Here is a 20,925-nt window from a genome sequence, read left to right as displayed (position 1 = left end):
AAGCCGCCGGTTACTGATAATAACCGGCGGCTTTTTGGCTCATGAAAGAGCAATGTAACCGGGTATAAGCCAGTTTGTCGTGTGGCTGAAACTAGGCTTTAACAACGCCCAGTGCTAACAGCTTTTTAATATCATCATCACTAAAACCAGCCCCTTTTAAGGTTGCCACCGAGTTACCCTTCTCTGTGGGTATGTCGTGCCTTAGTGGCATGCGTGCATTGTTCATCTCAAGGGGGAGACCAGGTAACTTGGTTTTATGCCCATCGGGCAGGGTAACATCCAATAAACCACCGGCATTTAAATGCGGGTCGTCAAACAAATCAGACGGTTTATTAATAGGAGCGAAGGGCAAACCAGATTTTTCTAATTTGGCCATCAGTTCCTCTTTACTGTGCTTGGCGAAGACGGCGTTTATCACGGGTAAAATACGCTCTCGCTGAGCAACCCGGCCATTGTTTAAGGCTAAAGTCTGATCCAGGGCGAACTCTTTCAGCGCAAATGCTTCACAGAATATGCGCCACTGGGTATCGCTGACCACGCCAATAAATACTTGTTCATTATTAGCACAGTGGAATATATCGTATATAGCCCAAGCTGAACGGCGCACTGACATAGGTGGTGGGGCTTCCCCCGTAACCGCTTGTTGGGCCATATGTTGACCGACCATAAAGGCTGTAGTTTCGTATAAAGAGCAGGTCACATTTTTGCCCTCGTCGGTATGATGGCGCTCTTCAAGTGCAGCTAAAATACCGATGACGCCAAACATACCGCCTGTTATATCGATAACTGATGAGCCAGCGCGCATGGGCTTGTCAGGCAACCCCGTCATGTAAGCCAAGCCGCCCATCATTTGGGTCACTTCATCAAGCGCGGTGCGATGGGCATAAGGGCCGCTTAAAAATCCTTTCAGTGAGCAATAGATCAGGCGTGGATTAATGCTTTTTAGGTGTTCGTAACCCAAGCCTAATTTGTCCATTGCACCTGGGCGAAAATTCTCCAGTAAGATATCCGCTTCTTTGAGTAACGATAGTGCTACGTCTTTTCCTTCGGGAGATTTAATGTCCAAGCAAACACTTTGTTTGTTGCGGTTGTACATCGAAAAATAACCTGCACCTGAGCCTTTTAAGCGCCGGGTATTATCGCCACCAAGGGGCTCAACTTTGATCACTTGTGCCCCTAAGTCGGCCAAAATAACCCCAGCGGTAGGTCCCATTACCATGTGCGTGAATTCAACCACTTTAATGCCGGTTAACGGCAATCTTGCTGAATTTGTCATAACCGAATTTGTCATAAATGCTATTCCCAGTTCTGTTGATAACGCACGGAGTCTTCTTAATCGACTCGTTATTTTTAGAAAAGACTACTTTTTGTCTGTATGATATAATATTATAACAATAGAGTTTAAATGTAAAAGAGTCGAATTAACATTTGTCAATTTGAGAGGGCTGCCAGAGCGCATAACCATTGCGTAACACGGTTCGAGCAACGTACTTTACGGTTGCACATCCCTCATTAGTAAGGGGATTTCATTATTCAGTCTTGTTCGAAAACAAGGCCTAACATTGGAAAAGAAATGGCAAAGTTTGATATTGAAATAAGCGAAGTAGGGCCCCGTGATGGCCTGCAAAGTATTAGTACTATCATGCCCACAGCAGACAAATTAGCTTGGATTGATGCCTTAGCCGCTGCGGGTGTGCCTGAAATTGAAGTGGGCTCGTTTGTGCCTGCTAGCGTGTTACCGCAATTAGCTGATACCGCTGAAGTGGCCCGTTACGCCAGAGAGATTGCCGGTTTATCCGTTGCGGTTTTAGTGCCTAATTTTCGCGGCGCGCAAAATGCCATCCTTGTCAGACCGACCAAAATGAGTATTCCGCTATCGGTCAGTGAAACCCACAGCTTACGTAATGTGAAACGTAATCATCAGCAAGTGTTAGAGGAGGTTAAGCGTATTGCACAATTGGTGAAAAGCCTGCCTGTAGATCAGCGTCCAAAATTTGAAGGCGGTTTATCGACTGCGTTTGGTTGCACCATAGAAGGCGCTGTTAGCGAAGACAAAGTGGTGGAGTTAGCGGTTGCGCTAATGGAAGCTGGCTGCGACGAAGTGGGCCTGTCTGATACCACAGGCTACGCGAATCCTGCTCAAGTGCAGCGCTTGGTTAAAAAAGTATGGGCAGCGGTGGGCAAAGAACACCTCACGGGTATTCACTTGCACAATACGCGCGGGCAAGGGTTAGCGAATGCGCTAGCCGCGGTGGAAGTCGGTATTACCACGGTTGACTCGTCTATGGGCGGCATTGGCGGTTGCCCGGCTGCACCGGGCGCAAGTGGTAATATTGTCACTGAAGATCTCGTTTTTATGCTCGAAGCCATGGGACTAAAAACAGGAATTGATTTTGACGCCTTATTTGCTGCGCGTAACATTTTAGCCAACGCGTTACCGAACGAGCCATTATACGGTTTCACCCCTGATGCTGGTTTGCCCAAAGGGTTTCAGCGCGCACTGTAATCACGTTCATACGGGAGAATAACACCATGTCACGTTTATCAGCTTTATCTATTGACGCATTACCGAGCGATCTCAAGGCCATTATGACGGCGGGTGAAGACATCATGGGGTTTACGCCAAACGATGGTTTAATCATGGCGCGTAGTCCGTTGATGTTGAAAGCGTTTTTGGGATTAGTGCAGTCTATTTATCAGCCAAGTGCGCTGGATAATGATTTGAAAAAATTATTAGGCTTGATGACCAGTAGCGCCAGCGGCTGTCAATATTGCCAAGCTCATACCCAGTACGGTGCACTTAAACACGGCATTACGGAGCAAAAAGTAGCGGCGATTTGGGAGTACCAAAGCAGTGAGTTGTTTAGCCCAGCAGAGCGAGAGGCATTAGATGTGGCACGTAATGCGGCACTGGTGCCCAACGCCGTCACCGATGAGCAGTTTACGCGCTTAAAAAACCACTTCAGCGAAGTACAGATAGTCGAAATTGTTGCGGTGATATCCTTGTTTGGTTTTTTAAATCGTTGGAATGCCACGTTTATAACTGATATCGAGGCGGCACCGGCTATGGCCAGCACTAAATTTAGCAGTATGGGTAAATAGGCAGGTTACCTTCGCGTTTGAGCAAATGGATAGCGCATTTAGCAGCAATAAAAACACTGAAGATAAAGGGGGGCACATGATGCAGTTGATAAATCTTGACCATTCACCGTACGCCACGCGGGTACGTATCTTGATCCGTAAAAAACAGCTGCCAATCGACATTGTGGCACCGACTTTAACATTGAAAACGCCTGAGTTTTTAGCGGCCTATCCGTTAGGGAAAATCCCTTTGCTGGCACTGGACAATGGTCAATATTTGCCTGAATCAATTGCCATTATGGAATACCTAGAAGATGCATTTCCAGCGCATCCATATCGGCCATCTGAGCCCTTAGCAGCAGGGCAGTCGAGGGTGATGGCAAGCTTTACGGATACCCACTTGGCCCCAGCGTTACTGCCGTATTTTAAAGCCATGATGTTACCCGAGTTCACCTTTGACCAACAGGCGCAGCATGACGTGGTGCGCACCGCTTTAGAGAAATTCAATCAATGGTTAATCGCCAATATTACACTTGAAAATCATCAGGTAACCTTAGGAGATATGGTACTTGCTCCCACATTTTGGTGGGTGGATGTCACCTTGGGCTTATATAGCAATCACAGCATAACCGACGGACTGGACGCGCTGAATCAATGGTGGGATTGGGTCCGCAGTGATGCGGATGTCCAGCGCGGTATAAATGAAATGGCCAGTGCGTTTACGGCCTTTCAGAGTCAAAGGTCGTAAAGCGGCCGTTATCAAACAGAACTTAATCGGAAGAGTAAAGATGAAAGAGAATATGCAGGTGCAGCTCGCATCAACCCCAGAATCACAACCTCAGCCGGAGCATTTCGCCTTGGTTAAAGGCGTCATGCCACAAGCCGGTGATCAACAAGTGTTATGTGAAACCTTGTATTTATCATTGGACCCGTACATGCGCAGTCAAATCGCTGGGCGTCATATGTCAGGCTCGGTGAATCCGGGTGATGTGATGCGCGGTGAAACCGTGAGTAAAGTCATTGAGTCAAACCATGCTGATTTTAACGTGGGGGATGTGGTGCGTTGTTTTGCTGGCTGGCAAAATTACTCAGTACATGACGGCGACAGCATCTTTAAAGTGAAAAAAGAAATAGACAACCCTTCCTATGCGTTATCTGCTTTAGGTATGCCAGGGCTGACAGCTTACGCGGGCATGATATGGCAAGCCCAGCCCAAAGCCGGTGATGTTGTGGTGATCCCTGCGGCCATAGGTGGTGTGGGCTCAGTTGCGGGGCAGTTAGCTAAAATACATGGTTGCACTGTGATTGGTATTGCTGGCACGGACGAAAAATGCGATTACGCGGTCAAAAACCTCGGTTACGACGCCTGCATTAATCGTAAAAAAGGCGATTTAGGCGAACAGCTCGATGCACTTTGCCCAAATGGTATCGATATCTTCTTCGATCTCGTGGGCGGCGAAATGCTCAACACCGTCTCAGAACGATTAGCGGTGGGAGCCAGAGTGATTTTGTGCGGCCTAATGGCTGATTATAATAAAACCACCCGCAGTATGGGCCCACCGCCAGCGATGTGGATAAAAGCACGCGCAATCGTTTACGGACTGGTTGTATATGACTTTGAACCGCGACGTGCTGAGTTTGTAGACGCCTGTGTTAATTACATCAATGAAGGAAAGCTTATTGTTCGCGAAGATGTCGCTCAGGGTTTAGCGGCAGCCCCAGAAGCCTTTTGTCGCTTAATGCGCGGTGAAAACATGGGGAAAGCTGTGGTAAAGGTGTAAATAACACTGCAGGTGTTCATCCCGCGAAACAGCAATAATGTAGACGTCACCTGTTCTTTGTTAAATATCAAACCCGTAAAAAAACGGGTTTTTTTAATTACGTGTTTTTTCGCTAAAACGCTGCTTATCTTTTTCTATCTCTCTGATATCTCGGGTGAAGTGATTGGTGCCAGCCTATTCGAATTCAGTTGTGTTTCATCCTTTACTGCTAAATGTTCTTAAAACTCTAGCTGAATGGGTTATTTGGTCTAATCAATCTGGCCTAAATCAGGAGTGTTAACTTACCTGAAACCTTCTGTATTACTCGGTTTTTTGATATTTAATTTATAAAAATCATAAAGTTAGACGTTATTTAGCTGGGTTTTTTACCCAAGTTATTCTGGTCCTTGACTTTGCCCATTGATATAATAATATGTCATTAGGCTCATTTGACATTACAATAATATAAAGGGGACATCATGAGTACGTTTATAAAGAAGGGGTACCTTGCTACCACGATTGCTGCAGTATTAGCGTCGACTATTTCTCCTGTTATGGCGCAAGACGCCGGAGAAACTGAAGGTGCTAAGGGTAAAGAGCTAGAGAAAATCGTGGTTACCGCACAAAGACGTGCTCAGTCCATTCAGGAAGTCCCCGTAGCGGTTACCGCCATTGGTGCGGCCGATTTAGAGTTAAAACAAGTCAGCAATGTATTGGACTTACAATATGCAATTCCGAATATCAGCTTGGCAACGAATACGGGTACCGCTAGCGGCGCACGAATATTTCTACGCGGGGTAGGCGAAGATGAATCTCGGGTATCAGCTGACCCAGCTGTGGGTGTCTATGTCGATGGCGTATATGTTGGTCGTCAGGTGGGGGCTCTATTCGACTTAGTCGATTTAGAGCGAGTGGAAGTGCTGCGTGGCCCTCAAGGGACACTATACGGACGTAACTCGAACGGTGGTGCGATTAAACTTATCAGTAAAGCCCCAGAGTTAAATGAAAATTATGGTTTACTGAAAGCCACAGTAGGCAGTGACGGGCGTTTAGACGGGCGCTTTACCGGAAACTTTGGCTTGTCAGATACTGCGGCCATTCGTACCACAGTATTAAGTAAGTCTAGAGACGGGTTTCATACGGTCAACCCAAATGGTGACTTTGCCGATCAAGCGGGTACTGAAGCGGGCGAAAAAGAGACCAAAGCATTCCGTATCGCCTTGTATAACGAATTCAACGAAGACTGGAATATGAACCTTGCCTTTGATTACACCAAAGATAATTCAGATCCGGTACCAGACAGTGTGGCAGAAGCAAACGATGCGGACGACAACCTGTTTACTGTGGAGCCTGTGCCTGGGGTGACATGCTCAGCGGCAACACCTGCTGCGTTTTTAAGTATTGGTTGCTTTAACGATTACCGTAGCGAAGTTGAAACCAGTGGCTTGTCATTAAACGTGCAAGGCCAAATGGGTGAGTATGACATTGGTTTTTTAACGGGTTATCGCCAAATGGAAGACGATTTATCCAGCCGAATTGGTTTCCCGTATACCCAGCAGACTGACCAAGACCAATTCAGCCAAGAAATTACCGTAAGTTCTAATTACCAAGGGGCATTTAATTTTGTCACGGGTGTGTACTACTTTACCGAGGATGTGCAAATGGACTCGGTATTTGTGTTTCCTTCTGAATTAGGTATTGAAACCGAAGCCTATGCCGCATTTTTGCAAAGTACCTATGAATTCAATGAGACGTTAACGCTAACAACGGGTATTCGTTATACCGATGAAAGCAAAGAAATTGACGCCTTGATGTTAGTCAGTGGTGGCAATCGTAATGAGGATCTCGACTTTAGTAACACGACTTACAACATCGCCTTAAACAATCAATTCAGTAAAGAGATCATGGGATATGTGTCTTACTCGACAGGCTTTAAGAGCGGTGGATGGTCACCGGATTGCTTTGCGGTTGAAGTCGCCTGTTTTTTGCCCGTTGAAGAAGAAGAGCTAGATGCATTTGAAGTGGGTGTGCGCAGTGATTTATTGGATAACCGTCTACGTTTAAATGCCACTTATTTCTACAACAATTACGATAATTTGCAAATCGCTTCTACTGTGCCAGGGCTTGGTTTTACGCGCTTTAACGTAGATGAAACAAAAATCAGTGGCTTTGAGTTAGAAGCCCTGTTTGAAGTATCTGAAAGCCTTACGATCAATGCGACCTTGGGCACAATCGATGGCGAATACAAAAAACTCACATTGGCCCAAGCTGGCGGCTTAACCAACAACGGTTCAAGCCCTGGTTGTAATGGCGAAGTCTCGGTTGAATGTGCTAAAAAGTTAGAGCTTAAAAATGCCCCTGATTATAAAGGCACGATTGGTTTTACCCACAGAATGCCAGTAGGAGAAGGCGAGCTAACGAGCCGCATTGATTTCTCGTTTGAGGATGACTCATACAGTCTCGTTGCCAATGCACCTGCTCATGCACTTACCTCAGTGGGTACCATTATTAATGCGCGTATTGCGTATGAGCCTAATGATGAAAAATGGGCCGTGGCACTGTGGGGTAAAAACCTCAGTGATGAAGTGTATGCAAGAGCGGCGGTTGCCGGGGATTTCTCCCAATACGCTGCTGATCCACTGACTTGGGGTGCGGATTTCGAGTACCGTTTTTAACACTCTCCTTAGGGGAAGGTTATTCCAAGCAATTCGAACTAAGACGTGAACCACAGGAGTTTTTATGCATATTCCTAACGTGACACGGCACTTTACTGCTGGCCAGTTTGGTCAGCTCCATTTCCGCATGGCAGGTAAGGCTTCGACCAAGCCTGCTATTGTGTGTTTGCATATGGTGTCTAAATCGAGTCGGTCATATCAGAATGTCATGCCGTTTTTAGCCAAAGACCGACTGGTGATTGCCATTGACTATCCAGGTTACGGCGAGTCGAGTCTACCCACTGATGAACGTCAGGCGACGATTGAAAACTATGCCCGAGCTATGTGGCAAGTGCTGGATCATCTCGATATTCAACACGTTGATTTGCTTGGTTATCATACCGGGTGCATGGTGTCTGTGTGCGCTGCTCGGCAATTTCCTTTACGGGTAAACAAAGTCATTAATATTGCCGCCCCAATTTTCCGTGATGAAGAAATACAGACGTTTTGCGATATGTATGCCCCTTTGCCGATTGATGAAGCAGGCACGCGATTTACCATTATGTGGCAGCGTATTCTCGAACATCGCGGCCCAGGAATGACCTTGCAGATGTGCGCCGATTCCATGGCAGAAAATTTACGTGGCGGTGACGCTTACGAATGGGGTCACATGGCCGCATTTCAGCATGCAAAGCGCTATATTGACAACATAAAACAACTTGCCCAGCCGTTACTGGTGATGAATTTAAATGATGATATGCACGAGCACAGCAAACGGGTTGATGAATATTTACAAATTGGTCTGCGCAAAGATTACATGCACTGGGGCGCGGGGTTTTTAGACGCGTATCCTGTGGATGTGGCAAATGAAGTTCTTTCTTTTCTTGAGGATGCCCCATGAGCAACCCCCTTAATAAACTCATGCCGGCTGTGCTTGAACATGCTGGCATATGGCAAGGCACCTACCGACATATTGATAGCCAAGGTCAAACGTTGGATTTTCATCGGAGTCAGGTGGAATGCGTGTTTCCCGTCGAAGGGCCTGTAGTGTACATACAGCGAAACCAATTTACTTGGGACGACGGCCGTGTGTTTAATGTGGCGTTTGATGGCATCATAAAAGACGATAAAATCTATTGGGACACAGATACCTTTAAAGGTTTTGGTTGGGTTGCCAGCCCCAATATTTTTTTACTCGAACTTGAACGTAAAGACGAACCAGGCGCCTGGTTCTATGAAAGCATTGTGATGGGGGCCGACAAAAAACATCGCGCCAGAACGTGGCATTGGTTCAAAGATGGCGTGTGTTTTAAACGAACGTTGTGTGATGAGCATTTGCTGATAAATACCTAAACCCGGCTTAGTTCGGGTTTTTGGTTTATCTCCCAAGGTAAAACCAAAAACAGAGCAATACCAGGTCACCACAAAAAAAGGGCCAATCGATGTGATTTGGCCCTTTTAGTTAATGGCTTGAGCAATAAAGGGCTTAGCTAACAGGACGCTCAACCAGTTCGATTAATTCCCCCGCTGGACCGGTAGCCAATATGACTTTTACACTGGGGTAGTACGCATTGCTTATATGGGAAATAGGTAATTTTAGTTGCTTGGCTGCAAATTCAATGTCGTCCACCATGCAGGTGATCATGGCGATACCTGAGGGCAAGGAGCCCGCGTTGAGCGCGCTGGGGTGAGCGTGGGTTACCTGATCAATTTCAAATAAACAATTGCCAGCGAGTTGCAGGGTGGCAACAGGGTATTGGTGTTCAATATCATGATCCCAAGCGTTATTTAATACAGTGACCTTGGTATCAAATTTTAGGCCAGTGACCTGATTTAACGCTTCGTAAAAAGCCAAGCTAGCATCTCGGTTTCGCGTACACAGCACAGGGATAAACAAACTGCCCGTGCGCGCTTGCGTCATGGGAAGGTTAAACGGTGGCACGGGCTTATCGATTTGAGTGATGTAGCTTACTTCATCACAGGGGCCAATGACTTGCATGGCTTTAATGGCATCACTGATTTGCAAGTAGGCTGGTTCGCCGATGATTTTAAAGACTGTGGTGTCAATCTCTTTGCGGATAACATCCACGTTGGCCACGTTCACCTCAAGGGCCATCCAGCCTTGTGTTTTTAAGGGGGTAGTTGTGGTGCAATTTCTGTCTTCCACTATGCGTAACCAAGCATGGCCGTTAGCGGCAGCCAAAATATGCATTGGGTTATTCAACAGAGCAGGGGCGTTCCACAAGTCGCACATTTCTTGTGAGACACGTTCTTCACGAACTAACGTGTACCCCATACCAGACTGGTAAGAATGGCTGGCAAATTTAAGATGAGGCGCTAACAGTGTTGCGCCGACGACGGGACCTAAAAGGGGATCACTCATAATGTGCTCTTTGTTAAGGGAAAATTGCTAAATCGCAATTTAAAGTCGCGATGAATACATGATAATTTGGCGTAATGCACCGCACAACGCAACCTTGTGCTAAACCGACACCGGAGCTTATTGATTTATGTCAACAGTGACCTTGAATATTAAGGGAAAAGTCGCGTATTTGAACCTGAACAGGCCTGACAAATACAACGCGTTAACCCAGGAGATGTGGCAAGCCATTGCGGATGCCTGTGATTCGCTCGCTGCCAACAAAGCCATACGGGTTTTAGTGCTTAGCGCCGCCGGTGAGAAAGCCTTTTGCGCCGGCGCTGATATCACTGAATTACAAGGCATGTTAAGTAACCCACAAGCATTTGCTGCCAGTAATGAGATTGTTCAATCGGCCCAGCAAAAATTAGCGGCGTTGCCGTTTGCCACCATCGCCAAGATAAACGGTGTGTGTGTGGGCGGCGGCATGGGACTGGCCATGTGTTGTGATTTCAGAGTGGCAGTGAACGAGGCGAGTTTTGCCATTACGCCGTCTAAACTAGGTTTATTATACAGCGTGGCAGACACCAAACGCCTAGTGGACTTAATCGGCTTGCCCAGAGCCAAAGAGCTGCTGTATTTAGGTAAAAAAGTAGATGCCGATACGGCCCAAAATTGGGCATTAGTCACACAAGTGGTTGAGCGGGAAAACCTCAGTGAAGCCACCGAGTCTTTGGTGCAACAAATAGTAAACGTAAGCGGTTATTCTGTGAGCGGCACAAAGCGCACGTTAGTTTACGTTTGTGCGCAAAGGCCCAGCGAAGCCGAAGCAGTAGCTATTCAGGGGGTATTCGATAATGCGTTTCACGGCGATGATTTTAAAGAAGGCGCTGCCGCCTTTACCGAAAAACGCCCAGGGAGGTTTACATAATGACGGATATTCACTTTGATAGCAGCTTTGTTCAATGCGAAAAGCAAGATGGGTTTTCGGCGCACATGGGGCCATTTTTTGAGAAACGCATCAATGGCGTTATGCACCGAGCACTCAAAATAGAGGCGCATCACCTGAATCCCGAGGGGGTAGTACACGGTGGCGTGACACTGGCACTGACCGACTATATTATTTATCGCGCCATTGGCGACGAAATAGGCCATGATATTCGTTTTGCCACCATCAACTTAAACAGCAATTTGATTGCCGCCGGTAAAGCGGGTGACGTGTTGTTTGGGGTGGGCAGTGTGGTGCGTAAAACCAGAAGCGTTATTTTTGCACAAGGGCAAATATTTACTAATAAAAACATTATTTTACAGGCTACCGGTGTGTGGAAAATCATAGGCGCAAATTGATAATTCTCAATGCGCCAAAATAGGGATCACTTAGTCTAGCTAAGGTCAAAAATAAGAGAATGGAACACATGAAAAAACTCAAACTGGCATCACTTCTTTTGCTGGCAAGTGCCTCATTTAACAGTGCGTTTGCCGCCACCAAAATTGATTTAAATACGCCTGAGGGCGCCAACACCGCGATGCGTAAAATTCAATGTTCAACCATTGATGATAAGCCGGTTTTTTACTGGTGGAAAGGCAAGGTTTTTTCTCGCCGCCAAGGTGAGGTCGACAAACATATTTTTAACGTTGAAGGCATGAACGTGCGCACTTGCGGCACAGTAGACGGTGGCAAAAAAGGCGAAGCTTATCGCTTAGTGACCCGTGAAATTTTACTCTACACAGACAAAGAAACGGGTCAGCCACTGGATACATGGGAAAACCCGTGGACCAATGAAGTCGTTGATGTACACCATGTGCTGAACGATCCCGTTAACCAGCCGCCGAGCTTTCCGCGTAACGAAGACGGCAGTGCCTCACCATGGAAACAAAAATTCGGTGGCGACATCAATGGTGATTACTGGTGGATGACCTTTCCGGTACCGCTTTTTTATCACAATGATTTAGGCGGCGATTACCAAAAGCAAGTAGGTGGTGTGTATCACGCCTCTGAGTTATTTAACTTCTCAGGCGACTTGGAAAGCTTAACCAGCAGTGAAAAAGACACCGCAGACGTGCATGTGGGCTGGGTACGTATTTCAGATTGGTTACCCTTTATGATGATGAGCGGACGTGAAGGCTCTATCTATATACATACAGCAGGACGCAAAGTAGACAGTTTCGATGATATGGGGGAAGTCATGAAAACCTTTATCAACGAACATGCGCCGAAATACAAAATGCCGCCACCAACCGATGATGACCGTCCGAATGAAACCAGCTGGACTGGCTATAAAAAAGTCGTTAAAGGCGAAGAGTTTAAACGCCAGCGAGCACAATAAAACGCCGTGATATAACAAGCAGCAGCGAAGTGCAGAAAGGTTAGCCTGAGGCTAACCTTTTTTGGTTGATTGATTTTTACCTTGGGAATAAGCGCGTTTTAGCTTGGTTGTAATATATGAGCGAGCGGATAGCCCAATATTTACCCTGGCAGGGGGAGCTAAAATTTAACCTTTAACCTAAACAAGAACCTTCACGCCCTTGCTAATCTGGGCATTGCTTTACGTACCCCTGTCAAAATATTGCGCCAGCCTACAGGTCGTTTGCAAAGTTCACCATCCACAAATGCTTCATAGCAATCAATGCGGTCACATTTGCGCAACTCAATACGATGAACTACGGGTTGCCCAGTGTCATAGTCGGTGATTTCGATTACACGCCTCAATTTAGGAATGACTTGCTCGGTTAACACATTCTCACTGGGCTTAAGACGTTGTTCATTTTTAGATCTGTTCGTGTATGATTCGCTAACATTTTTTTGATATTTATTAGTGCGCCGATACATAACTACCTCCTACCTTACAAGGTAGTATAGCTTGCAGGGTCTCACTAATAATTTGTTAGCTCTCAAGGATAAAAATGGCAGATTACAAATATGTCGTAGATGCATTAAGCTCAACTGCGGCATTAATTGCAATTATTACCGTTTTATGGAGTTGGTTTAAGAATTCTCAAATGCCATTAAAAATTGAGAGGTTAGTTGTCCACAATAAAGCTTCTGAAAGCACATACATAATTGTTATTAAAAACAGTAAAACGTACCCTGTAAATATAAAGTCGTCCGCTTGTTATACTAAATCCTCCTACAAGGTAGAGAAAAAAACAATCAAAAACCAGAATATATGGATACATTATCTCTATCGGATAATTTATTTATTAATAATGACTCTTTTGAAATAGGTGCTAATGGTCATACAGATATTAGAATCGTCGGACAACATTTGAATACAGATATAACCAAATTACTGTTCACAATCCAAACTTCTCATGGTTATCATCAAGTGTGGTGCAGTAACATTATAACGGTCGACATGACTGGTAAAATACAATGTTTTGGGATAGAAAAAATGTATGACTTTGATTCTAAATTTAAAGCTAGAAGAAAATACTATTGGCTTAAGCTTGTTAACCTATTTCAGAAATGAGAGCTAACAAGAGACTATGGCGTCAATGGCTTTATCTTGTAATCCGAGGCTTTTTTCTGGCCACTGAACATTCAGCCCCATTTTATAATGGATACCACGCGCCGATGACGAGTGGTATTGACTATGCTGTTATCGTCCTAATTATGTCAGTATGGGGTCCTTTTATCATTCAGTTCTATTTAGCCTTCGCAGCTTTAACCTGAGCTTGCACTTTTTGCATAAACTCGGTCTTGTTGATCAGACGATCGGCCTCTACGTTTTGGCTAATGACAGATTGACTCATGGCGTCGTTCCACTCTTTCATTCCTGGTACCTCTGCAAGTATATCCCATTCAAGTTGGCTAGAGCCAAAAGTGCTGACTATGGTGTTGACGTAATAAACGTAGATATCAGCCATTGTTAGTTGTTCGCCTGCGATCCAAGGTGAAAACTGACACAAGCGACTTAAGGCCGTCACGCCACGGTTTAGTACTTGGCGTACCTCCCCTTTAACTAATTCAGGAATTTCAGCGCCTGAAAATACATAAGGTATAAAGCGCCTGCTTGGTAGTTCAAAATAAAGCTCTGCAATTTTCATAATTTGACGCACAACCGCACGTTCACCAGCATTTTCTGGATACAGTGGCGTTGCAGGGTAAGTCTCTTCGATAAAGTCACAAATAACACTCGACTCTGAAAGATAAAGGCCGTCAGCTGTTGTGATAGCAGGTACTTTGCCCGCGGGACTGATTGCTAGTAATTCGTCACTACCGCCGTAAAGAAGGTTTTCTTGAAATGGCAGTTGTTTATATAGCAGTACATGTTTTACTAGGTTGTAATAGTTGCTAGCAGCAAAGCCGTGCAAAGTAATCATAAATCAGTTTCCCATTCGTAAGGTGAAGGTTATTTTTTAATGGCCGAAAAAGCACTTAACGCCATTATTACTTGTTTTAATTGGGGTAGATATAGAACTATCTAGGTCAGTAGACGATTAAGTTATTTTTGCGCCAACCTGATTTCACCACTTGGTGGTGAGCTATGTAAGCATTTCCCCGTTAATCTTTCTAATTCAGCTTTAAATTTATCGTATCTCTGTGCCATGCCTGAGTGGCTTGCTTTTCTTATACCTACAAGCGCTATCTATCTTTAGCATATGCCTCAGGGAAATCTGCATTCTTGATGGATGCTTTCCTGTTTCCTGTGTTCGTTGTGGCTTCTTTTGATAACTTGAGCGTTATTAACGGTTGCTAATACGTCGTTAAAACATCGTTTAAAGACGAAAAAACAGTTGGCTTTTGCTCTTTCGTCACTTATTTTGGCCTATGCATGAGGGGCTATAACGTTAATAACAGGATGTGACATGGAGCGTATCGTGAGGGTTTTTAAATTTTTTATTTGGGTTGTGTTTCTGAATGTGGGTAACTATCAATATGCACATTCCTCAGAAACCGACGTCACAGAAACCCACAAACTTATTTCTGGTAATTCACTCAAAATAATCAATAAATATGGCACAAGCATTATCTTCTTTGAATCAGGCGGTACCTTCAAACACTCAGGTAAGGGTGGGGCAAGTAGTACTGGAACATGGCGGGTTACCAAAGATAGTATGTGCGCAACTACGTTACCCCAGCCAACGAGTCCACTAAAGGAATTTTGTCTTCTTCTAAAAGATCGTGACTTTGGCCAGAGTTGGTCTGAACGAGATCCACGGAATGGCGCGATTACGATAACGCTGCTGAAAGGGCATGCTAAATTAGAATAAGCCAGCGTGAGGCTAGCCATAACAAATGGGTAATACGACGCCAAAAACCTGCGGCTTTTTCCGCAATTACCCAAGCCTTATGCATTTACTAAACTCAGAGGATAAATAATGAAGCTCGAAGGATCATGTCATTGTGGTAGCGTCCACTTCAGCGTTTTATCCGACCATCCCTATCCATTTAACCACTGTTATTGCTCTATCTGTCGGAAAACTGCCGGCGGCGGCGGTTTTGCTATTAACCTAGGCGGAAACTTTGAGACACTAAAAGTTGAGGGTGAGAAATATATCAGTGTCTACCAAGCGATTATCAAAAACTCCGAAACCGGAGAAACTCAGGAGAGTCCCGGACAACGGCATTTTTGTAATAAGTGCGGCAGCGCGCTCTGGCAGTGGAACCCGAGATGGCCAGAACTTGTTCACCCATTTGCTTCTGCAATTGATACTGATCTACCTGTACCACCTGAGCGCACTCATATGATGTTGGGCTCAAAAGCGAGTTGGGTTGAACTTTATTGTGGACCACACGACAAATTTTTTAAAGAGTATCCGCAAGAGTCGCTTGCGGATTGGCATTTGCGATTAGGAACTAGGGACCGAAATGCATAACAAGCTCATGCTTGTCGTACACCGCGGAGCCGAGCCGTTAATTGTTCGTTTAATCAGACTCTGGAGTCCATATGAAAATCTCGATAGAAAAAATTATTGATGCACCATTAAATGTGGTTTGGTTGTCTTGGGTCAGCCCTGAAGATATTAAAAATTGGAATTTTGCCACCAGCGACTGGTCTTGCCCATCAGCTCAAGTCGATTTAATGGTAGGCGGCGGATTTAATTATCGAATGCAAGCCAAAGACGGAACAACGGGCTTCGACTTTGAAGGTGAGTTTACGGAAATTAAACCGCTTAAAAGTATCAGCTATAAACTTGCGGATAATCGTGAAGTGACAATCTCATTTACAGAGATTGAAGGCGGTACAAAGTTAATTGAAACATTCGACGCAGAATGTGAAAACACAGGTGAACAGCAGCGACAAGGTTGGTTGATGATCCTCGAAAACTTTAAACAGTATGTTGAAAGTAAAAGCAACTAACATGAAACTAGGCGGCAATAGCTAATTTGTAGCCTTGGTCGTCTCCTACTGCACTCCACCTCTGCACTCCATTTCTGCAGTCCACCTCTGAACATTGAATAGCCCATGACAATTATCTTACTTATACAGGCCACTATTGCTATTTTTTTACGGTTTTCTGCTGCAGCTAACCGCTAAACCGCCCGATTAAATGCAGGATTAGGCGGTATGCTAGCAATTATTGCTATATGCAAAACAATCATCGTACTTCCCATGATTTTTACCACACTCATCATTTTTTCATTTAGATCTCGCCGTTATTTTGTGTTTTCTCGTTAACAAGTTGTATTCATTGCGTTTACTTTGTTGTTGCAGAAAGGTTTCACATTGATAACAAATGATCTGAAATTTTTTATAAGAAGAATAGGTCTATTAAATTGATAAAACAGCGATACCGCTTATACCTATTGTACTTGTTTATGAGAATGTGGATGTTATTTAATTTGTTTTTAACAACCATAGATAAAACAAGAAATAATATTTAAATCAGGAGCATACAAATGAAAAAAGTAAATTTAACGACCGCTTTATTAATTGGCGCATCAGTAGCCGTTTTAAGTACAGGTGCAGTGGCAGGCCCTAATAGCCAATTAAAAATTGCAGAAGGTGCTTCAGCAAAAGTACAAGAGCAATTTGAAGGCTGGTTAGCTGGCGATAAAGTTCGTGGACGTAAAGACAAATGTTATGGCATTGCTCTAGCGGGTGAGAATGATTGTAAAGCAGGTGCAGGTACTAGTTGTGAAGGTACTTCAACTTCAGACTTTCAAGCTAATGCGTGGACATATGCACCGAAAGGCGTATGCGAGTCAATTGTAACTCCAAGTGGAACAGGCTCGCTTGAAGGGTAATAAATTGTGCTCTCCCCAGCATATTGTTGCTGGGGAGGAATTAGGTGCAGGTCTAAGTTTAAAACCTGAACACCTTGACGATATATTAGCTTTACCAGTTAAAAAGCCATCTTCACATCATAATCTTTGGTTTGAAGTGCACACAGAAAACTATTTTGTTGCAGGTGGACCACGATTAAACTATCTGAGAGCGGTTCGTGAAAACTATAATCTCAGTTTTCATGGTGTTGGTGGTTCGCTAGGCTCTGATCATCAAGCCATGTCTGCACATACTAAACGAGTGAAAGCGTTGATTGATGAATTTCAACCGACACTGGTATCTGAGCATGCTGTATGGTCTAAATCAGAGGGTAAATACTTTGCGGATCTCATGCCTTTACCTCGCACTCAAGACGCCCTTCAGTCTTTAATTAATGGTATTGATTGTTACCAGTCAGGTATTGGTCGGTCTATTTTAATTGAAAATCCAAGTAACTATTTAGATTTTATAAGTGATATGGATGAACCTCAATTTTTAGTTGAGGCAGCTAAGCGCTCAGGTTGCGGCTTGCTCATCGATATTAATAATTTATACATCAGCAGTAAAAACACGGGTATTGATGCGTTGAATTACCTGACGCAGATCCCAGCCGACCTCGTCGGAGAAATACATATTGCAGGACACGATCCTGATCCTGCCCTTGGTCAGTCGTTATTAATTGACAGCCATGCTGCAGCGGTAGCACCTCCTGTGTGGACGCTACTGGAGCAAGCTCTAGCCTTATTTGGTCATCGACCTGTACTCGTTGAGCGAGATGCTAATATTCCGGCGTTTGATGAACTGATGAGCGAACGTCAAACAGCGCAAGACTATTTGAATCAATGCGAGTTAAAAAAGAGCTTAAATGCGCCTTATAAAGAATTGGTTCGCTAATGAGTACTCATCAATATATTGATGCTTTTACACGCTATTTACGCAGCGGTGATCCAAGTGCAATGGCGCATTTTTGCGAAAACGCATCACACATTAAGCGTTTGGCTGTGTATCGCAATGGTTTTTATAAAGGCTGCGTTGATGCATTAACGGCTAATTTTCCTATGTGTGAAAAAAAAATGGGTCGTGAGAGTTTTCGAAAAATGGCGCGACTTTATGTTGACCACTTTCCACCAGAGCAAGGCACTTTGGTTGGATATGGAGAAAATTTTCCTGATGTTGTAACTGACTTTATGAGTGGTGCTGCACTCGAAAACAAAGATACCTTGGAACTGACTGTAAGTAAGCAAAGTACAGCCCATTTATACGTGAATTTAACTGATATCGCGCACTTAGATTATGCGTGGTTAATGAGTTTGATGAGTGCCGACTCAAGTGAAATATTAACGGTAGAGTATGTTGCTCAACTCATGGAGCAAGGTAATGAGCTTACCGAGCTTAGTGTCAAGCTCAACCCCAGCGTGTTATTGCTTCGTGTGAATGATGAAGCCTTTGCTGAATGGATTTCGCTAAAAACAAACAGTAATGACGTACTTAGTACGGAATTTTCTACTAGTAATATCGTTATGTTATGGCGTTTGCAAGGTGCAGTACAAGCCCGTTCACTTTCTATCGCAGAGGTCGCACTTATGCAGGCTCTACAAGGGAAGAGTGGGTCGCTCGGTGAGGCTTTCGATGCCGCACTAATGCTAGATGAAAACTTTGAAGTGAGTGATGCTTTTACAGCATGCTTACAAAATGAATTATTAGAAATCGAAAATATTTAGCACAGATTACAAAAATAAATAAGGAATACACATGGGAATGATAAAAAAAATACAACTGCTATACGTGCAGATGGGAGAGCAGCTATCACGGTTTTTAGAGCCTTTGGCGCTGTTTTTTCTGCGCTTTATGGTCGGCAAAGTATTCCTTGATTCGGGATTAAGTAAATGGGATGGCTTTTTACAATTCAATGTTGATAAATATGACCTTTTTAAATACGAATTTTTTTGCCCAGATCCCGTTAGGGCGGGTGCATTACAACTCTGTAATCCAGAAACATTAGATTATGTCGACGGTTCATTCATTGTAAAGGTAATAGAAACACTCGCTGTTGTTGCAGGTGTTGTTGAAGTACTACTGCCAATATTATTAATCATCGGCTTGTTTTCTCGCTTTGCAGCATTAGGCCTTATTGGCATGACAATGTTTATTCAGCTTGCTGTTTTCCCCACATTAGATCATTGGATTAACCCTGCATCCTGGTGGGCTGTTTCATTATTAGTGATTTTTGCTCGTGGACCCGGCTTTTTATCTATTGATAAGTTGCTGGGTTTAGATGCCAAGCGGGCAGCAGCTCATTAACCTTTATGCAGACTTTCGTACGCTAGAGGTAAAATGTAGCCGGCCAAAAGCCGGTTACATTTTAGATTAAGCGTTAAAAATAAACTTATGCAAATTAACTCAATCAATGGTGTTGAGTCACTATAACGTGCTCCATCCTTGATGTTTTCTAATCAAAATATCAAGTCATGCCTAATAGGAGCCCCAATGGAAATAGGATTACTGATTCTTCTTTTTTCAGTTAGCGCTTACTCTATGCTGGCAAAAAAGCTGTCTACAACCATTATCACGGCGCCAATGGTGTTTTTAGGTATTGGTTTTACTGTCGCTCAATTTGGATTGATTGATGTAAGTGATGCGCATGAAACCGTGTACTTAATCGCTGAGATATCGCTAGTTGTCTTGTTATTTTTAGACGCCTCACAAATAAACTTACGTAGGCTAAAAAGGCAAAATACTTGGCCGCTGAGAATGTTATTAATAGGCCTTCCATTAAGTATTTTAATTGGAACTGGCTTTGCTTACTTGTTTTTCCCTGAATGGCCATGGCTAATGTTGGCCTTAATTGCTGCTATTTTAGCACCAACCGATGCGGCTTTAGGTCAAGCTGTTGTTAGCAATGAAAGTGTGCCTACAAACGAGCGACAAAGTTTATCAGTTGAAAGCGGCTTAAATGATGGGCTCGCTTTACCGATTATTCTATTTTTTGCTTGTATAGTTGCTATGGAAACTGGAGCTCAAGAAAAAGAAATATCATGGTTAGTGTTTGGGTTCAGCCAAGTATTTGTCGGTATATTGGTTGGCGTATTTATGGGCTGGTCGAGCGGGCGTTTATTTTTATACACAGAGTCAAAAAAAGTATCATCAAGTGTATATGAGGGAATAGGTGTTTTAGCCCTTACCGGCACATCATATTTAATGGCGACGTTACTGGGTGGAAATGGATTTATTTCAGCGTTTGTTGCTGGTTTAGCGTTTGGTAATATTGTAAAAGGGCATTGTCGATTTATCTATCAATTTACTGAAAGTGAAGGACAAATATTAATATGGACTTCGTTTGTTATTATCGGCCTCGGGCTTCTCCCTTCTGCTATAGGGCATTTAACGCTCCCGGTTGTAGGTTATATTTTAGTCAGTATATTTGTTGTTCGTCCCCTTGCGATTTATTTTTCATTGATAGGTACTAAAGCAAAAACACTGACGCGCGTATTCATGGGTTTTTTTGGTCCAAGAGGTCTAGCAACCGCACTTTTTGCACTTATTATTTCTAAAGATATTTTAGGTGAATACGGTCACTCAATATTGATAGTAGCGATTAATGCCGTATGGATGAGTACGTTAATTCACGGTATTGCGGCGGCGCCTATGGCTAATTGGTACGGTGCTAGAATTAAGGTGTTAAAAACTAAATCAAGAGAGTTAGCGACGCTGAAAAATAAAAAAATATCGTAAGCAATGTTGATGTATAGACGGTCTCGTTAGGTGAAGAGCATTTAGCCATATCAAAGTCAAAACCGAGACGCATAACCGTTGATTGAATTCACCTTGTAATCTGTCGCTCTTTTCCTGAGATCTCTTTC

General features: G+C 44.0%; 22 protein-coding genes. 18 read left to right on the top strand and 4 right to left on the bottom strand.

The genetic code is table 11. The features are described 5' to 3' along the window. Positions 1 to 91: 91 nt before the first annotated feature. Entirely contained in the window at positions 92 to 1,291 is a 1,200-nt protein-coding gene (locus tag GPLA_RS06985) for a CaiB/BaiF CoA transferase family protein (RefSeq protein ID WP_007104161.1), read from the bottom strand. A 282-nt stretch (positions 1,292 to 1,573) separates the two neighbouring features. Between GPLA_RS06985 and GPLA_RS06980 the strand changes: the two genes are divergently transcribed. From GPLA_RS06980 to GPLA_RS06950, 7 genes are all read left to right on the top strand, one after another. Continuing rightward, the gene (locus GPLA_RS06980; protein WP_007104160.1) at positions 1,574 to 2,506 is read left to right on the top strand and encodes a hydroxymethylglutaryl-CoA lyase; all 933 of its coding nucleotides are present in this window, start codon (positions 1,574 to 1,576) and stop codon (positions 2,504 to 2,506) included. Positions 2,507 to 2,532: 26 nt separating this feature from the next. Beyond that, positions 2,533 to 3,102: a carboxymuconolactone decarboxylase family protein gene (locus GPLA_RS06975; protein ID WP_007104159.1), complete on the top strand. Its 570-nt coding sequence runs from the start codon at positions 2,533 to 2,535 to the stop codon at positions 3,100 to 3,102. 76 nt (positions 3,103 to 3,178) lie between these two features. Further along, positions 3,179 to 3,829 (top strand): glutathione S-transferase family protein, encoded by a 651-nt coding sequence (locus GPLA_RS06970; protein WP_226993069.1) that lies wholly within the window; start codon positions 3,179 to 3,181, stop codon positions 3,827 to 3,829. Positions 3,830 to 3,869: 40 nt separating this feature from the next. Further along, positions 3,870 to 4,862: an NADP-dependent oxidoreductase gene (locus GPLA_RS06965; protein ID WP_007104157.1), complete on the top strand. Its 993-nt coding sequence runs from the start codon at positions 3,870 to 3,872 to the stop codon at positions 4,860 to 4,862. A gap of 458 nt (positions 4,863 to 5,320) precedes the next feature. Continuing rightward, positions 5,321 to 7,516, top strand: a complete 2,196-nt coding sequence (locus tag GPLA_RS06960) for a TonB-dependent receptor (protein WP_007104156.1) — start codon at positions 5,321 to 5,323, stop codon at positions 7,514 to 7,516. 64 nt (positions 7,517 to 7,580) lie between these two features. Further along, positions 7,581 to 8,396, top strand: a complete 816-nt coding sequence (locus GPLA_RS06955) for an alpha/beta fold hydrolase (RefSeq protein ID WP_007104155.1) — start codon at positions 7,581 to 7,583, stop codon at positions 8,394 to 8,396. Further along, positions 8,393 to 8,848, top strand: coding sequence for a hypothetical protein (locus GPLA_RS06950; RefSeq protein WP_007104154.1), 456 nt, complete (start codon positions 8,393 to 8,395; stop codon positions 8,846 to 8,848). Before GPLA_RS06955 ends, GPLA_RS06950 begins: the two co-directional genes overlap by 4 nt. Before the next feature lie 133 nt (positions 8,849 to 8,981). Here GPLA_RS06950 and GPLA_RS06945 read toward each other — a convergent pair whose 3' ends face one another. Continuing rightward, positions 8,982 to 9,878, bottom strand: coding sequence for a VOC family protein (locus tag GPLA_RS06945; protein ID WP_007104153.1), 897 nt, complete (start codon positions 9,876 to 9,878; stop codon positions 8,982 to 8,984). Between the two features lie 127 nt (positions 9,879 to 10,005). Here GPLA_RS06945 and GPLA_RS06940 point away from each other — a divergent pair, with 127 nt between their 5' ends. The 3 genes from GPLA_RS06940 to GPLA_RS06930 all read left to right on the top strand — a co-directional run bounded on the left by GPLA_RS06940 (position 10,006) and on the right by GPLA_RS06930 (position 12,181). Continuing rightward, positions 10,006 to 10,785, top strand: a complete 780-nt coding sequence (locus tag GPLA_RS06940; protein ID WP_007104152.1) for an enoyl-CoA hydratase/isomerase family protein — start codon at positions 10,006 to 10,008, stop codon at positions 10,783 to 10,785. Beyond that, the gene (locus GPLA_RS06935; RefSeq protein ID WP_007104151.1) at positions 10,785 to 11,201 is read left to right on the top strand and encodes a PaaI family thioesterase; all 417 of its coding nucleotides are present in this window, start codon (positions 10,785 to 10,787) and stop codon (positions 11,199 to 11,201) included. Before GPLA_RS06940 ends, GPLA_RS06935 begins: the two co-directional genes overlap by 1 nt. A 68-nt stretch (positions 11,202 to 11,269) precedes the next feature. Next, on the top strand, positions 11,270 to 12,181 hold the full coding sequence (locus GPLA_RS06930; protein WP_040514096.1) for a DUF1838 family protein: 912 nt from the start codon (positions 11,270 to 11,272) through the stop codon (positions 12,179 to 12,181). Between the two features lie 191 nt (positions 12,182 to 12,372). Here GPLA_RS06930 and GPLA_RS06925 read toward each other — a convergent pair whose 3' ends face one another. Both GPLA_RS06925 and GPLA_RS06915 read right to left on the bottom strand, forming a co-directional pair. Further along, positions 12,373 to 12,684: a hypothetical protein gene (locus GPLA_RS06925; protein WP_007104149.1), complete on the bottom strand. Its 312-nt coding sequence runs from the start codon at positions 12,682 to 12,684 to the stop codon at positions 12,373 to 12,375. Between the two features lie 815 nt (positions 12,685 to 13,499). Beyond that, positions 13,500 to 14,177, bottom strand: a complete 678-nt coding sequence (locus GPLA_RS06915) for a glutathione S-transferase family protein (protein ID WP_007104148.1) — start codon at positions 14,175 to 14,177, stop codon at positions 13,500 to 13,502. Between the two features lie 498 nt (positions 14,178 to 14,675). Between GPLA_RS06915 and GPLA_RS06910 the strand changes: the two genes are divergently transcribed. From GPLA_RS06910 to GPLA_RS06875, 8 genes are all read left to right on the top strand, one after another. After that, positions 14,676 to 15,068: a hypothetical protein gene (locus GPLA_RS06910; protein ID WP_153810543.1), complete on the top strand. Its 393-nt coding sequence runs from the start codon at positions 14,676 to 14,678 to the stop codon at positions 15,066 to 15,068. A 108-nt stretch (positions 15,069 to 15,176) separates the two neighbouring features. Further along, entirely contained in the window at positions 15,177 to 15,674 is a 498-nt protein-coding gene (locus tag GPLA_RS06905; protein ID WP_040514093.1) for a GFA family protein, read from the top strand. Between the two features lie 71 nt (positions 15,675 to 15,745). After that, on the top strand, positions 15,746 to 16,159 hold the full coding sequence (locus GPLA_RS06900) for an SRPBCC domain-containing protein (protein ID WP_007104146.1): 414 nt from the start codon (positions 15,746 to 15,748) through the stop codon (positions 16,157 to 16,159). Positions 16,160 to 16,698: 539 nt separating this feature from the next. After that, on the top strand, positions 16,699 to 17,046 hold the full coding sequence (locus tag GPLA_RS06895; protein WP_007104145.1) for a BufA1 family periplasmic bufferin-type metallophore: 348 nt from the start codon (positions 16,699 to 16,701) through the stop codon (positions 17,044 to 17,046). After that, complete coding sequence (bufB, locus tag GPLA_RS06890; RefSeq protein ID WP_007104144.1) at positions 17,036 to 17,959, top strand: MNIO family bufferin maturase; 924 nt, start codon at positions 17,036 to 17,038, stop codon at positions 17,957 to 17,959. The genes GPLA_RS06895 and bufB overlap by 11 nt, the downstream gene beginning before the upstream one ends. Further along, on the top strand, positions 17,959 to 18,786 hold the full coding sequence (locus GPLA_RS06885; RefSeq protein ID WP_007104143.1) for an HvfC/BufC N-terminal domain-containing protein: 828 nt from the start codon (positions 17,959 to 17,961) through the stop codon (positions 18,784 to 18,786). The genes bufB and GPLA_RS06885 overlap by 1 nt, the downstream gene beginning before the upstream one ends. A 31-nt stretch (positions 18,787 to 18,817) precedes the next feature. Next, the gene (locus GPLA_RS06880; protein WP_007104142.1) at positions 18,818 to 19,366 is read left to right on the top strand and encodes a DoxX family protein; all 549 of its coding nucleotides are present in this window, start codon (positions 18,818 to 18,820) and stop codon (positions 19,364 to 19,366) included. Between the two features lie 186 nt (positions 19,367 to 19,552). Next, entirely contained in the window at positions 19,553 to 20,797 is a 1,245-nt protein-coding gene (locus GPLA_RS06875; RefSeq protein ID WP_007104141.1) for a cation:proton antiporter, read from the top strand. The last annotated feature ends 128 nt before the right edge of the window (positions 20,798 to 20,925 follow it).

The sequence above is a fragment of the Paraglaciecola polaris LMG 21857 genome, from assembly GCF_000315055.1.
GTDB lineage: Bacteria > Pseudomonadota > Gammaproteobacteria > Enterobacterales > Alteromonadaceae > Paraglaciecola > Paraglaciecola polaris.
The sequence above is the reverse complement of the archived record's forward strand: the minus strand, read 5'-3'. Positions and strand labels throughout refer to the sequence as shown.